The organism is Microbacterium sp. ZW T5_56, assembly GCF_044987425.1.
Classification (GTDB): domain Bacteria; phylum Actinomycetota; class Actinomycetes; order Actinomycetales; family Microbacteriaceae; genus Microbacterium.
This window is the reverse complement of the sequence record NZ_JBJDRI010000025.1, coordinates 34732-48490: the sequence shown is the minus strand read 5'-3', so window position 1 is coordinate 48490 and position 13759 is coordinate 34732. Positions and strand designations below refer to the sequence as shown.

9 protein-coding genes are annotated in these 13759 nt (G+C 68.3%); 1 reads left to right on the top strand and 8 read right to left on the bottom strand.

The genetic code is table 11. The features are described 5' to 3' along the window. Positions 1 to 160: 160 nt before the first annotated feature. From ACI3KU_RS12865 to ACI3KU_RS12840, 6 genes are read right to left on the bottom strand one after another with little or no spacing between them, the layout of a single operon-like run. On the bottom strand, positions 161 to 925 hold the full coding sequence (locus ACI3KU_RS12865; protein WP_404922698.1) for a hypothetical protein: 765 nt from the start codon (positions 923 to 925) through the stop codon (positions 161 to 163). Further along, positions 925 to 1236 carry an MTH1187 family thiamine-binding protein gene (locus ACI3KU_RS12860; protein ID WP_404922697.1) on the bottom strand — a complete coding sequence of 104 codons (312 nt, stop codon included), beginning with the start codon at positions 1234 to 1236 and terminating at the stop codon, positions 925 to 927. Before ACI3KU_RS12860 ends, ACI3KU_RS12865 begins: the two co-directional genes overlap by 1 nt. Then, on the bottom strand, positions 1233 to 2546 hold the full coding sequence (locus ACI3KU_RS12855) for a glycosyltransferase 87 family protein (protein WP_404922696.1): 1314 nt from the start codon (positions 2544 to 2546) through the stop codon (positions 1233 to 1235). Before ACI3KU_RS12855 ends, ACI3KU_RS12860 begins: the two co-directional genes overlap by 4 nt. Next, positions 2543 to 3349, bottom strand: coding sequence for an NAD(P)H-hydrate dehydratase (locus ACI3KU_RS12850; RefSeq protein ID WP_404922695.1), 807 nt, complete (start codon positions 3347 to 3349; stop codon positions 2543 to 2545). The genes ACI3KU_RS12855 and ACI3KU_RS12850 overlap by 4 nt, the downstream gene beginning before the upstream one ends. A 20-nt stretch (positions 3350 to 3369) precedes the next feature. Beyond that, the gene (locus ACI3KU_RS12845) at positions 3370 to 4419 is read right to left on the bottom strand and encodes a hemolysin family protein (RefSeq protein WP_404922694.1); all 1050 of its coding nucleotides are present in this window, start codon (positions 4417 to 4419) and stop codon (positions 3370 to 3372) included. After that, complete coding sequence (locus ACI3KU_RS12840) at positions 4416 to 5732, bottom strand: hemolysin family protein (protein ID WP_404922713.1); 1317 nt, start codon at positions 5730 to 5732, stop codon at positions 4416 to 4418. Before ACI3KU_RS12840 ends, ACI3KU_RS12845 begins: the two co-directional genes overlap by 4 nt. A 316-nt stretch (positions 5733 to 6048) precedes the next feature. Between ACI3KU_RS12840 and ACI3KU_RS12835 the strand changes: the two genes are divergently transcribed. Then, positions 6049 to 9753, top strand: a complete 3705-nt coding sequence (locus ACI3KU_RS12835) for a multifunctional oxoglutarate decarboxylase/oxoglutarate dehydrogenase thiamine pyrophosphate-binding subunit/dihydrolipoyllysine-residue succinyltransferase subunit (protein WP_404922693.1) — start codon at positions 6049 to 6051, stop codon at positions 9751 to 9753. A 77-nt stretch (positions 9754 to 9830) separates the two neighbouring features. Here the strand turns inward: ACI3KU_RS12835 and ACI3KU_RS12830 are convergent, their stop codons facing one another. Together ACI3KU_RS12830 and ACI3KU_RS12825 are read right to left on the bottom strand one after the other, a co-directional pair. Continuing rightward, positions 9831 to 11138: an alpha/beta hydrolase-fold protein gene (locus ACI3KU_RS12830; protein WP_404922692.1), complete on the bottom strand. Its 1308-nt coding sequence runs from the start codon at positions 11136 to 11138 to the stop codon at positions 9831 to 9833. Then, positions 11138 to 13642: a bifunctional lysylphosphatidylglycerol flippase/synthetase MprF gene (locus ACI3KU_RS12825; protein WP_404922691.1), complete on the bottom strand. Its 2505-nt coding sequence runs from the start codon at positions 13640 to 13642 to the stop codon at positions 11138 to 11140. The genes ACI3KU_RS12830 and ACI3KU_RS12825 overlap by 1 nt, the downstream gene beginning before the upstream one ends. Positions 13643 to 13759: the final 117 nt, after the last annotated feature.

Below are 13759 nucleotides of genomic sequence, written 5' to 3'. Positions count from 1 at the left end.
CATCCTGACCGTTTACGCCCCCTCAGCGCAACGATCAGTTCTTACTCCCCGGCTTGATCTTTCAAGCGATCTGCACGTAGTAGTACCGATAGTCGGATGGTGTCTGACCCCAATAGTGGGGTTAGACGCCAGGTGATCGCGGCCGTCGACCGCCGGACCGTCAGCCGACGTCGGCAACGACCGGGAGGGCGTCGGGCAGCTCGCCAGCACGGTCGAACTCGACCGTGCTCAGCGTCCCCTCCGCGAGACGGAGCCCGAAGCGCACCAGCGCACCCTCGCCGTCGAGCCAGTACTGCGTGCCGAGATCGGGCGCCGCCCCAGGCTGACCGTCGGCCCCGCCTCCGGAGTAACGCTGCAGATCCACACCTGCGACGGTATCGGTGCCCAGGTAGCGCGCCCCACCCTGGCGTAGCAGTGATGCATTGTCGGGGCGATCGGCAGACAGCAGCAGCAGCGCCGCGAGCATCCGGGTCAACTCGCTCACCCCGGAATCGAAGCTGCTCACCTGCCAGGCTCCCGCGATCGGGGGCAGCGGCGGCACCGCGTCGCTCAGCGTGCCGTCTGTGACGTCCAGGAACGCGATGCTCGTCGCATCCCACACGATGAGGATCGGTGCAGCGTCGCGCGGTGTGGCCTGGGCATACCCCGTACCCGCGGCGAAGTCGATCCACCCCGTCAGCGTCAGATCGCCGTTCTCACCGCCGAGCACATGCCCACTGAACGCCGTGATGCCCGCGCGATAGTTGGCGAAGGGCATGGCCGCAAGCTCCTCCGCCTGGGATGCAGTCAACGGCTGCGGATCGTCGACGCTCGCGGTTGCGGTGACCGCGGGCGACGGGGTCGGCGTCGGCACCGAGCATCCCGCGAGCACCATCGCACTCAATGCCAGCGCGACCACGAGCGCGCGACCGGAGGCCCGTCTCATCAATCGGCGGTCTCGTCCAGCGCTCGTTCGAGGCGCTCCAGCTTGCCGGTGAGCTCACCGGTGTAGCCGGGTCGGATATCGGCCTTCAGCACCAGCGACACGCGGGATCCAAACGGCAGCACCGCATCGGTAGCGCGCTTGACGACATCCATCACCTCGTCCCACTCCCCCTCGATCTCGGTGAACATGCTGGAGGTGGAGTGCGGCAGGCCCGATTCGCGAACCACTCGTACCGCTGCTGCGACGGCGTCGTGGACCGAACCGTCCTCGCGCCCGGTACCGCTCGGCGCTACGGAGAATGCGACGATCATGGCTGTCTCTCTTCCTCGCCCGTGGCGAATGCCGGTGCTTCGATGTCGGATATCGACGCCGTGACTCCAGCCTGCACCACGGAGCGTGCAACGGGCAGCCGCACCAGGTGCACGATGAGCGCCACGAGCATGGCGACCAGGATGGCGTTGCGCGCGGTGAGCAGCAGGACGGCGGAGATGTGAGCGGTCAAGACGCGGTCATACGTGATCGGGTAGATGAACTGCGTGAGCAGCGCAGACGCGATCGACAGCAGCGCGTAGGGCAGCACGCCGCGGCGGCTCCAGAGGATCCACAGTACGATCGGAGCGATCAGCCAGATCTGGAACTGCGGCGAGCCCACCTTGTTGCACACGATGAAGGCCAGCACCATCGCCAGCGCCAGCGGGGGCAGCAGCCGACGCTGAGACGCACCGGCGCGCACCTTGATCACCCCGATGATCGCGATCGCCGCTGCCACCAGCACCAGCACCGGAGTGGTGAGCGCAGACACGACGGCATCACCCGCCCCCGTGACCTGGAAGGTCACGATGTCCTGGTTGTAGACCACCGCGGCCCCGGGCAGGTGCAGCATGGCGGCCCAGGCGTACGGGGTGCTCACCGGAGCCTCCACCTGCAGCCCGCGATCCGACTGCGTGGTGAGGAACCCGAACAGGTGACCCGCCCCACCGCCCAGCACCACGACGAGCACGACGGCACCGCTGAAGATGATCGCGGGCATCAGGAGCTGCCACCGCGAGCGCAGGGCCATCACGGCCGCCACGAGCATCGCCCCTGGCCAGATCTTGATCCAGGCACCGATCGCGAACAACACGCCTGCCACGCGCGGGTGGCGGGCCAGGATCAGGACCGCGATGACCGCGATCGGGACCGTGACCGCGTCGATCCGGTACATCCCGATCGAACCCAGCGCGAGGGCGTAGAGCACCCAGAACGATGCCGCCAGCACGCGCGCTCGGCTGGTGCCGCGACCGAGGAGCATGCCGAAGGCGACGAAATTGAGGATCACGACCATGACGGCCCATGCCATCGTGTAGTCCGGGATCAGCACCAGCAGCCGGGGCAGAAGCATCGGAACCAGTGCCACCGGCGGGTACACCCACGGCTCGGTGACCCCGACGACCTCGCCCTGCAGGGCGCGGGCCGACCACGGACCATAGACGTTGTAGACGTCCCCCATCGGCTGGTTGGGCAGCACCCATCCCTCCCACAGCACGAACAGCTGCACGATGATGAACGCGATCCATGGCACCGGCAGCCCCAGCACACGCAGACGATCCGGAGTGAGCAGGGATCCGACCAGACGCTTCACGCGAGTACCTCCCCTACGGCGGCCGGCAGAGCCTCCGCCACGTCGAGGGCCACGATCGGACGACCGGGCCCCGAGTCAGCTGCCGCCGCGATCGTCGCTGCGCGCCCGTGCAGCCAGGCGGCCGTCGCCACAGCATCTCGCAGCGGCACATCGGGGCGCTGCGCGATGAGGGCACCGATCACCCCCGCCAGCACGTCACCGGCTCCGGCCGTCGCAAGCCAGGTGGGGGCGGCTTGCACGTGAACCAGACCTCCGGAGGGATCCGCCACGATCGTGTCGTGGCCCTTGAGGAGCACCACCGCACCCGCCCGGGCTGCCACCCCTGCCACATCGTCCTCGCGGACGCCGATCACATCGAACGCCAGCGAAGCCGCCAGGCGGGAGAACTCCCCCGCATGCGGGGTGAGCACGAGCGGCGCACTCGCGGCCGTCACCAGATCGAGCGCGCCCGCGTCGACCACCACGGGAGCGTGCCCGGAGAGGATGGCGCGCAGCTCGGCTGTGTCCTCGTCGGATCGAGCCGCAGGATCGGTTCCCGAGCCGATGACCCACGCCCCCACACGACCCGATCCGATCACCGTCTCCGGACGGCGATGCAGGATGAGCTCCGCGGAGACGGGACCGCTGTAGCGGACCATTCCCGCCCCCGCACGCCACGCGCCCTCGACACCCAGCATGGCGGCGCCGGGGTATGCGAGCGACCCGGTGTGAATGCCAACAACCCCGCGACGATACTTGTCGTCATCAACACTCGGCAGGCGGACGATGCGTGCGGCGTCGTCCGCCTGCCAGAGCTTGGTCATGAGGAAACGCTACCGCGGGCTCAGCGCAGGCGCCGCGTCGCGTCCTGCACCTCTCCCACGAGTTCCTCGATGATGTCCTCCAGGAACAGCGCGCCGATCGTGGCACCCGCGCTGTCGCGGACCCGGGCGACGTGCTGGTGCGCGTCGCGCATCGTCGCGAGCGCGTCCTCCAGGTCGGTGGTGTCCTGCACCGGAGCGAGCGCGTGGATGCGCTTGGCAGGGATCGGATGAGAACTCGCTTCCGGCGCATCCGAGGAAACGCGCAATGCGTCCTTGATGTGGACGTATCCGGCCGGCTCGCCGTCATCGTCCACCACCACGTAGCGGGAGAAGCCGTACTCCTTCACCGCAGCCTCGAGATCCTCCGGCGTCGCGGTGCGCGGCAGGGTGACCAGCTTCTCGCGGGGCACGGCGACGTCGCGCACCTTCTTGTCGGTGAACTCCACCACCGCGAGCGCTGTGCCAGCCGCATCATTCAGCACGCCCTCGGCGCGGGAGGTGGCGACGATCGTGGCCACCTCTTCGAGCGTGAAGGTGGATCCGGCTTCGTTCTTCGGCTCCACGCGGAACAGACGAACCACGCCGTTGGCCAGCCAGTTGAGCGTCCAGATGACCGGGTGGAACACCTTCGACACCCACACCAGCGGCGGCGCGAGCAGCAGGACGGCCCGATCCGGAACCGAGAAGGCCAGGTTCTTCGGCACCATCTCGCCGAACACCACGTGCAGGTACGAGACCACCAGCAGGGCGATGATGAACGCGACCGTCTTCACCGCGTCTTCGCTCAGGCCGGTCAGCCCCAGAGGCCCCGAGAGCAGATGGTGCAGCGCCGGCTCCGACACGTTCAGGATCAGCAGCGAGCAGATCGTGATTCCGAGCTGCGAGGTCGCCAGCATGAGCGTGGCGTGTTCCATCGCGAACAGCGCGGTGCGTGCGGAACGAGACCCGCGCTCGGCGAGCGGCTCGATCTGCGATCGACGCGCCGACACGACAGCGAACTCAGCACCGACGAAGAAAGCGTTGCCGAGCAGCAACACGACCAGCCATGCGAGGCCTGCCCAATCGCTCATCGGTCCGCCTCCTCATCCGTCGTCACCGGGTGCGCGATGAACTCCACGCGATCCACGCGTCGTCCGTCCATGCGCACCACGCGCAGCGTCCCTTCGTCGATCTCCACCTCGTCATCCACCGTGGGAATCCGCTCCAGACGGCTCATCAGGAACCCACCGATGGTGTCGTAGACCTCACCCTCGGGAACGTTCACCCCGGCCCGGTCACGCAGCTCATCCGGCCGCAGTTCCGCGGGGAACACGATGCTCTGACCGCGGCGGGTGATCCCCACGCGGCGGCGGTCATGCTCGTCGAGCACGTCACCGACGATCTCCTCAACCAGGTCCTCGAGCGTCACGACGCCCGCGGTTCCGCCGTACTCATCCACCACCACAGCCATCTGATAGCCACGGGAGCGCAGCTCGCCGATCAGCGCATCCAGGTGCAGCGTCTCGGGAACGCGCAGCGCATCCTCCGCGAGAGCACCGACCGGGACGTGGATCCGCTTGGTCCGGGGTACGGAGACCGCGGCCTTGAGATGGACGATGCCGGTGACGTCGTCCAGGTCGTCGTCGTACACCGGGAAGCGGCTGAGTCCGGTGCGTCGGGCGGCATCGATGACGTCGTCCGCGGTGGCGTCGCCGGCGAGCGCCTCGACGCTCGGGCGCGGAGTCATCACGTCACCCGCGGTCAGGCGGGCGAAGGTCAGCGAGCGATCCAGCAGCGAGGCGGTATCCGCCTCCAGTACGCCGGCCATCGCGGAGCGACGCACGAGGCTCGACAGCTCCTCGGCGGAGCGAGCACCGCTCAGCTCCTCCTTCGGCTCGATGCCCATGGCGCGCAGGATGCCGTTGGCCGATCCGTTCAGGAGCGCCACCGCCGGACGGAAGACCGTCGTGAACACCGTCTGGAACGGAATCACCAGCCGCGCCGTCTGACGCGGCAGGGCCAGCGCGAAGTTCTTCGGCACCAGCTCGCCGATGATCATCGACAGCACGGTCGCGATCGTCATGCCGATCACGGTGCCGACAGGGGCGGCGATCGATGCGGGAAGCGAGAGCAGTTCTAGCGCGGGCTCGAGGAGCTTGGCCAGCGCGGGCTCCAGCGTGACACCCGTCAGCAACGTGGTCAGCGTGATGCCGAGCTGCGCGCTGGAGAGGTGCGTCGAGGTGATCTTCAGCGCGGCGATCGTCATTGCCAGGCGCGTCTCGCCTCGATCACGGCGGGCTTCGAGGTCCGCGCGGTCGAGGTTCACGAGCGCGAACTCGCTGGCGACGAACAGGCCGGTTCCGACGGTGAGGAGGATTCCGACGCCCAGCAGGACGTAATCCATCGGCTGCATCAGCGGATCTCACCGCCGAGGCAGAAGCCGGACGGAGGTGCGCCTCGGCGGATGCGAGGATCCGCAGGCGGATCAGTGACGGGCGAAGGTCTGCAACTCGGAGGGTCGTCCATGGTGCCTACCAGTCTAACGGACACCGCGGGCAGCACGTCCGCGGCCCTCCCCAGCGGTCAGCGAGATTCGGCGTGTCGCGAGCGTGGGGAAACTCCCGGCGGCCAGCACTTCTGGACTAGGCTTGTGTGTCGAAAGCACGCGGGAGATCTCCGCGTGCGTGACGAGATCACACGACGAAAGTGGGCGATCAAACGTGTCGAGCAACTCGAGCGTTGGCGGGGCTTCGAGCGAGGGAGAATTCGGGGCCAACGAGTGGCTCGTCGAAGAGCTCTACGAGCAGTACAAGGTCGACAAGAGTTCCGTGGATGAGGAGTGGTGGCCGGTTCTCGAGTCATACCACCAGAAGGCCACAGGTTCCGCTCCGGCCACCGCGGGAGCTCCGGCAACGACGCCGGAATCCGCCCCCATCACCGCTGCGACTCCAGCCGCGCCGGCCGCTGAGGCCCCCGCGCAGAGCACCGGTCAACCCGTAGCGCGCACCACCGCGAAGCCCGCCGCACCGCAGCCGATCCCCGCGCAGGCGCCCAAGGCCACGGCTCCCGCCGCCGACGCCGGTGAGGCCCAGGAAGACGTCGTCACCCCGCTCAAGGGCATCTTCAAGACGATCGCCGCCAACATGGACGTCTCGCTGACGATCCCCACCGCCACCAGCGTTCGCACCATCCCCGCGAAGCTGATGATCGACAACCGCATCGTCATCAACAACCACATGGCCCGCACGCGCGGCGGCAAGATCAGCTTCACGCACCTCATCGGCTGGGCCATGATCCAGGCGCTGAAGGAGTTCCCCAGCCAGAACGTCTACTACGACGAGGTCGACGGCAAGCCCTCGGTCATCGCGCCGGCTCACATCGGCCTCGGCATCGCGATCGACCTCCCCCGCCCCGACGGCACCCGCGCCCTGGTGGTTCCCTCCATCAAGCGCGCCGAGTCGCTGAGCTTCACCGAGTTCCTGGCCGCGTACGAGGATCTCGTCCAGCGCGCTCGCGTCAACAAGCTGACGGCCGCCGACTACGCCGGCACCACCATCTCGCTCACCAACCCGGGCGGCATCGGCACCGTCCACTCGGTGCCCCGCCTCAGCAAGGGTCAGGGGTCGATCATCGGCGCCGGTGCGCTGGAGTACCCGGCGGAGTTCGCCGGCGCCAGCGAGCGCGTGCTCAACGAGTTGGCCATCGGCAAGGTCATCACCCTCACCAGCACCTATGACCACCGCGTCATCCAGGGTGCCGGCTCTGGTGAGTACCTGAAGAAGGTGCACGAGCTGCTCATCGGCCAGCGCGACTTCTACGAGGGCATCTTCGCGGCGATGCGCATCCCCTACGCCCCCATCCACTGGGCCGGCGACATCAAGGTGGACATCGCCGAGCGCGTGGACAAGCAGGCCCGTGTGCAGGAGCTGATCAACTCCTACCGCGTGCGGGGCCACCTGATGGCCGACATCGACCCGCTCGAGTACGTGCAGCGCTCACACCCCGACCTGGAGATCGAGACCCACGGCCTCACCTTCTGGGATCTGGATCGCGAGTTCGTGGTCGGCGGCTTCGGCGGTCGACGCACGATGAAGCTCCGCGAGGTGCTCGGTGTGCTCCGCGACTCGTACTGCCGCACCATCGGCGTCGAGTACATGCACATCCAGGACCCGGGCCAGCGTGCCTGGTTCCAGGAGAAGATCGAGGTCAAGTACCAGAAGCCGGGCCACGACGAGCAGCTGCGCATCCTCAGCAAGCTGAACGAGGCCGAGGCGTTCGAGACCTTCCTGCAGACCAAGTACGTCGGCCAGAAGCGCTTCTCGCTCGAGGGATCCGAGTCGCTCGTGCCGCTGATGGACGAGATCCTGCAGGGCGCCGCCCGTTCGGGCCTCGACGGCGCCGCCATCGGCATGGCGCACCGCGGACGTCTGAACATGCTCACCAACATCGCGGGCAAGACCTACGGTCAGGTCTTCCGCGAGTTCGAGGGCTCCACCCTTCCGGGCAACAAGCTCGGCTCGGGTGACGTGAAGTACCACCTGGGCACCGAGGGAACCTTCGTCGCGGAGGACGGCAGCGAGCTGCCGATCCAGTTGGCGGCGAACCCCTCGCACCTGGAGACGGTCGACGGCGTGCTGGAGGGCATCGTCCGCGCGAAGCAGGACCGCCACCCGATCGGCTCGTTCACCTGGCTGCCCATCCTCATCCACGGCGACGCCGCGTTTGCCGGACAGGGCGTGGTGGTCGAGACGCTGCAGATGTCGCAGCTGCGTGCCTTCCGCACCGGCGGCACCATCCACGTCGTGGTCAACAACCAGGTGGGCTTCACCACCGTCCCCGGTGACTCGCGCAGCTCGGTGTACGCCACCGACGTCGCCAAGACCACGCAGGCGCCCATCTTCCACGTCAACGGCGACGACCCCGAAGCCGTCGTGCACGTGGCGCAGCTCGCGTTCGAGTACCGCGAGAAGTTCCACCGCGACGTCGTCATCGATCTGGTCTCCTACCGCCGCCGCGGTCACAACGAGGGCGACGACCCGTCGATGACGCAGCCGCTCATGACCAACCTGATCGAGGCCAAGCGCTCGGTTCGCAAGCTCTACACCGAGGCGCTCGTCGGTCGCGGCGACATCACCGAGGCGGAGTACGAGCAGACCAAGGCGGACTTCCAGGATCGCCTCGAAGTCGCCTTCGCCGAGACGCACGCCGCACAGACCGGCGCGATCCCGGTGGTCAACGAACAGGGCGCTCCCGCCGTGGCCGGCGCTCCGGACAACACGGGAATCTCGTCCGAGACGATGCAGATCATCGGCGACGCGTTCACCAACAAGCCCGCCGGCTTCACGGTGCACCCGAAGCTCGAGCAGCTGCTGAACAAGCGCGCAGACATGTCGCGCAACGGCGGCATCGACTGGGGCTTCGGCGAACTGCTCGCATTCGGCTCCCTGCTGCTGGAGGGCACCCCGGTGCGCCTCACCGGCCAGGACGCCCGCCGCGGCACCTTCGCGTCCCGCCACGCCGTGCTGCACGACCGCGCAAACGGCCAGGAGTGGCTGCCCCTGGGCAACCTGTCCGACACGCAGGCGCGCTTCTGGGTCTACGACTCGCTGCTGAGCGAGTACGCGGCCATGGCGTTCGAGTACGGCTACTCGGTGGCCGCTCCCGAGGCCCTGGTGCTGTGGGAGGCGCAGTTCGGTGACTTCGCCAACGGCGCGCAATCGGTCATCGACGAGTACATCTCCTCGGCAGATCAGAAGTGGGGCCAGCAGTCCAGCGTCGTGCTGATGCTGCCGCACGGCTACGAGGGTCAGGGACCTGACCACTCGTCAGCGCGCATCGAGCGCTACCTGCAGATGTGCGCGCAGGACAATATGACGGTGGCTCGTCCGTCCACCCCGGCCCAGCACTTCCATCTGCTGCGCCGTCAGGCCTACGCCAAGCCGCGTCGTCCGCTCGTCGAGTTCACCCCGAAGGGCATGCTGCGCCTGCGCAGCGCGTCCAGCCCCGTGGAGGACTTCCTCACCGGCACGTTCCAGACGGTGCTGGACGACGAGCGCGGCATCGACGCGTCGAAGGTCACCCGCGTGCTCCTGCACTCCGGCAAGATCCACTGGGATCTGGTCTCGGAGCTGGAGAAGGTGCCGAACGAGGCGATCGCCCTGGTGCGTGTCGAGCAGCTCTACCCGGCCCCGGTCGACGAGCTGAACGAGATCATCGCCCGCTACCCGAACGCCGAACTGGTCTGGGTGCAGGACGAGCCGGAGAACCAGGGCGCGTGGCCGTTCATGGCACTGGAGGTCACTCCGCTGCTGAAGGGGCGCCCCCTCGGCCACGTCACGCGTGCCTCGGCGGCATCGCCCTCGACGGGTTCCTCGAAGATCCACGCCATGGAGCAGGCCGACCTGCTTCGCCGTGCGCTGAACTGACATCCGCACACGACGACGGCCCCGCATTCGTGCGGGGCCGTCGTCGTTCACCGGGGCTTGGTCCTCGGCGCCCCGACTCAGCCGCCCGTCGTCGTGTGGGCGTCGAAGCCGGCGTCGGTGCCGATCGTCGCCATCATGTACGCCAGCCCCTGGCTGAGAGCCCCGCGCACGTGGCCTTCCCCCGGAATCGTCATCGTGCTCACCTGGAATCCCGCCTGCTGGGCGAGCGCCGCGTTCTTTACCTGCCCGGGCCCGAACACTGTGTCCTGATCCCCGTGGGTGAAGATCGCGTGGTTGCCGGTGTAGGTCCCCGGCTTCGCCGCTGCCAGCACGGCCGCGGGCAACGACGCCTGGTAGGCCGCCTCATCACCCGCCCATGCGAGCGTGACAGCGTTCTTCGGGTTCTCCGAGCCCGGATACTCGTTGCCCGACACATCGCCGATCGTTCCCCAGGTCTTCGGGTGCTGTGCGCCGAAGGCGAAGGCGCACGCACCGCCGTTGGAGTAGCCGGCGATGGTCCACGCCGCGGAATCAGACAACACCGCGAAGTGCGATCGAATGTACGCGGGCACGTCCACGTTGATGTAGGTGGCGACGGCGCCGTAGGTGGCGGAGTCCGTGCACACCGGGTCGTTGTCCGGGCTGCCCGCCAGCTGATCCACCACCACGATGATCGGCGCGAGACCCTGATGTCCCGCGGCGTAGGCGTCGGCCGCCGCCGCGATCGGCGTGACATCGGGTGAGCCCGGCTGGCCCATCATCATCACGATCACGGGGAGCTCGGGCGCATCCTTCACCAGCGCCGCCGGTGGGAGATACACCGACGCATCACGCGGAGCATAAGTGCGAGACGGGATGATCCGCTCATCGCCGCGCAGCACGCCGGTTCTGCCCTGTGCGGGGAGGTCGGCGGGCGGCTTCCACTCTGCGATCGTCGGCCGCTGCTCCCCCGCACGAACGGGCGGCAACTCGGCGGCGGGCCCGACGTCGATCCCGAAGACGGCGGCCGGCGTGTGCGTGACGCCGTACAGCGCGTTCACCGCGAGTCCGAGAGAGAGCGCGCTTGTGATCACCAGGGCTGCCGCCGCGACACGTCGCCACCAGCCACCCGTGACCAGCGCGATGACCCCCACTCCCACCAGAGCGCCCGTCACCACGACCCACGGTGCGGTTCCGGCCGGAAGCTCCCCGGAGAACGCGTTGGCCGACTGCGCCGACAGGACGCCGACCGCGAGCGCGGCAGCGCCGACCAGCGCGCCGATGAGATGACGCACCGGTCGTCGACCACGGAGCAGCACCACGATCACGAGCCCGAGCACGACCAGGCCGACGATCATCCGCACCGGTGAGTCGATGAGCTCCACGGTGAGCAGCCAGGTGCGCATCAGGACCGCCTCTCGAACAGGCCGCGGGCGAACTCCACGAGGTGACGACCGCTGGCGGTGGGCAGATAGGTGCGCACGAGCGCGTACCCGATGGCAGGCAGCTCCACCGGATCCGGGTACACCATGCTCAGGGTGGCGTACTCGGGGCGGAACTTCTTCTTGAACCGGAACAACGACGCGAACCCGTAGAGCGGCTCCAGCGCCGCCGAGAGGCTGGCGAGCAGGCCGTCGATGCTCCCCCGCCGCGGTCCCGTCTCCTCCTGCTGCACGAGCGGTGCGCCGGAGAGGCTGAGGATCTCCGCACCGTCCTGCTGCATCTGCAGTGCGGCCGACGCGATCAGGAACTCCATCACGCCGTTCGGCGACTCGGGTGCCCGACGCATCACATCGAGGGTCCACCCGACGAGGGCGCCGCCGCGGTGCACCGGCACCCAGCTGGTGACGCCCAGCACCGTGTCGTCCGCCGCGACCGCCAACATGAGCCGCACGGCGGGGTCCTGCATCTCTGGGACCGATCCGAGGGTGAAGCCCATCTCCGGCAGCGCCTTCTCCGATGCCCAGTGCTCGCTGATCTCTCGGATCTGCCGTGTGTGAGAGCGCGACAGCGCAGCCCAGGTCGTCCACAACGGCGCGACCCCCTCACGACGCATCCGCGTCACCGGGTGACGGACCTTCTCGCCGGCCTTGCCCGCCAGGGTGAAGGTGCCTGGGTGCAGCACGGTCTCCTCGGCCACCGGCATGCTGCTCCAGCCCAGCGACTCCAAGATCTTCCGCGTGTCATCGTGCACGCTGTAGAAGACCGGAATCCAGCCGTGCGCGGACGCGAACTCGATGAAGCCTCGCACTGCGTCCTCGCGACGCGCCTCATCTGCCGCGGGGTCGGAGATCGCGATGGCGACCCCGCCCTGAAGCCGGTAGGCGACCGCCGCCGCACCGTCATCGGAGAACCAGTGACGCGCGCCCTCCCAGGTGCCCAACCAGCCGAGCGTCCCCGCGTCCGTGGTCGCCACGAGCGTCCGGTAGGGGTCCGAGCTCGCAACCTGCTCCGTGCGCGTGCGGGCGAACAGACGCAGCACAGCCGAGACGAACACCGCCCAGAACGCGACGCCCACCCACTGCCAGAGGAACAGGCCTGGTCCATGGTGCGGGAATCGGCTGCCGCCAGGAAGCGGCACCAGTCCCGGCGGAAGGAATCGCCGCAGCGCATCCCCCAGCAGCTCCCCTGACGTGGGTGCCTGATTCCACGACCCGCGCAGCACCCACTCACCGACGAAGAAGACCACGGCGAACGACGCGAAGCAGATGGTGACGGCCAGAGCGAATCGATGAACGGCCGCGCGCGTGCTGCGCACGGAGAACACGGACCGTGTCAGCACGAGCACCAGGATCGTGGCAGCAGGAAGAGCGAGCGCCCCGATGCCCCACAGGACAGCCTCGAGGAACTGCTGGGTTCCCTCGCCCGCAACGACGACGCTGCCCGCCAGAGCGGAGCCGAACGCTGCGAGGAACAGCACGCCGTTGGTCCCGATCGCCAACACCCAGGCCGACCGGCGGCCCGCAAGCAGGCCGATCGCCGCGACTACCAGCAGAATCAGCGGAACGATGGCCAGCAGCGCGGGCCCCAGCCCCCGGGTCACGAACAGCATGTTCTGGTGGTCGCAGATCGGCAGGTAGTGCGACGCGCAGCGGGCCGAGATTCGCTGATCGAAGTCCGAGTAGGCACCGAGCACCACGGAGAGCGGTCCGCGCCCACCACCGTTGACCAGTGCAGCGATCGGGCCGATACCGAGCACGGCCACCGCCCCCGCGATCAGTGTGCGCCGCTCATGCTGGCTCCCTCGCCACCACGTGGTCTGCGGAGTACGGGCCGCCCACAGCTCGCCGACAATGGTGCCCACGAGGAACGCCAGCAGGCTGAGCCAGGACGACAAGTCTCCCGCATAGAGCGCGGCGGCCACAGCTCCGAGGCCGATGATGAGCCGACTGCGACGCCGCCACAGGGTCGGCGCCGCTCCGGCTGCCGCGCTCACCGCGCAGATGACGCCGATGAGCGGATCCGCCACACTCACCGTCCCAACGTGCGAGAAGTCGGGGATTCGAGCGATGCCGGCCTGGATGAAGACACCGAGCAGCACCACCGCGGTGCCGCCACCGGCCAGAGCGATCAGCAGACGTGACTCACGCAGATGGCGCTCGGCGAAGATGAGCAGGGGAACGCCGATGATGACCGCGACCGTTCCGGTGATTGCACTGTCGGGAACCACCACGGCGGTCAGCGGAGTCCACCACCGCAGCTGACTGAGCGTGGCATCGGCACCCGCCGCCATCAGCGCTCGCCACGGGCCGTGAAACACCGTGGCGAGCAGCATCCAGACGCCGAAGATCGTCGCGAGGGGGGAGGCGAAGATCATCCGGCGCAGTGCCGCCGCGGTCTCACCTGCGGGGCGAGGACGATCACCGGCGGGTACGGGCAGGGTCTCAGCGGAAGCGGGAACCTGAGGCACGTCATGATCGTGCACCCGCAAGCCCACACGCCACGACGTGAGCGTCCACGTCACGGCCGACTCACGACAACGTCACAGCCCGTGCATAGACAGCACCGGCGATGCGCTCAGCGTGCG